Source organism: Vibrio sp. 704, assembly GCF_033339295.1.
Genome location: NZ_JAWOUH010000917.1, coordinates 1 through 539, shown reverse-complemented (window position 1 = coordinate 539; position 539 = coordinate 1). Strand labels below are relative to the sequence as shown.

Sequence of the window (539 nt, the reverse complement as noted above, 5' to 3'; positions counted from 1 at the left end):
GAACAGGTTGCCATTTTCATCAATATGGCCAGCATCACCGGTCTTTAAGAAACCGTGCTCATCAAACGTCTTTTCGGTCTCTTCTGGCATTTTGTAGTAACCGCGCATCACCATCGGGCCACGAACCAGAATCTCGTTGTTTTCGCCAATCTTCACTTGCGCGCCAGGCATCGACATACCGATAGAATCCGGATCAAAGCACTTGTCATCCCAGCACGAAATCGTCGCGGTGGTTTCTGTCATGCCGTAGCCCAACTTCACGTTGATGCCAATAGCATGGAAGAAGCGACCAATGGTTTCATCCAACTTCGCGCCACCACATGGCATAAAGTTGATACGACCACCGAGCAGTGCGCGCAACTTACTTAGCACCAACTTGTCAGCTAATGCGTGTGCTTTGCGCAGCATCATCGAAGGTTTGCGTTTTTCTTGATGGCAAAGTGCCATTTTCGCGCCCATGTTCACCGCCCAAGTAAACATGATCTTGCGATGAATCGGTGCTCGAGACACTTTCTCGTGAATCGCTGAGAAAATCTTTT

At 49.2% G+C, this 539-nt stretch carries 1 protein-coding gene; it reads right to left on the bottom strand.

Annotated features, from left to right (window positions below; genetic code table 11):
* On the bottom strand, nt 1-539 hold a 539-nt coding region (locus R7R24_RS29865; protein WP_318120608.1), incomplete at both ends, for an AMP-binding protein.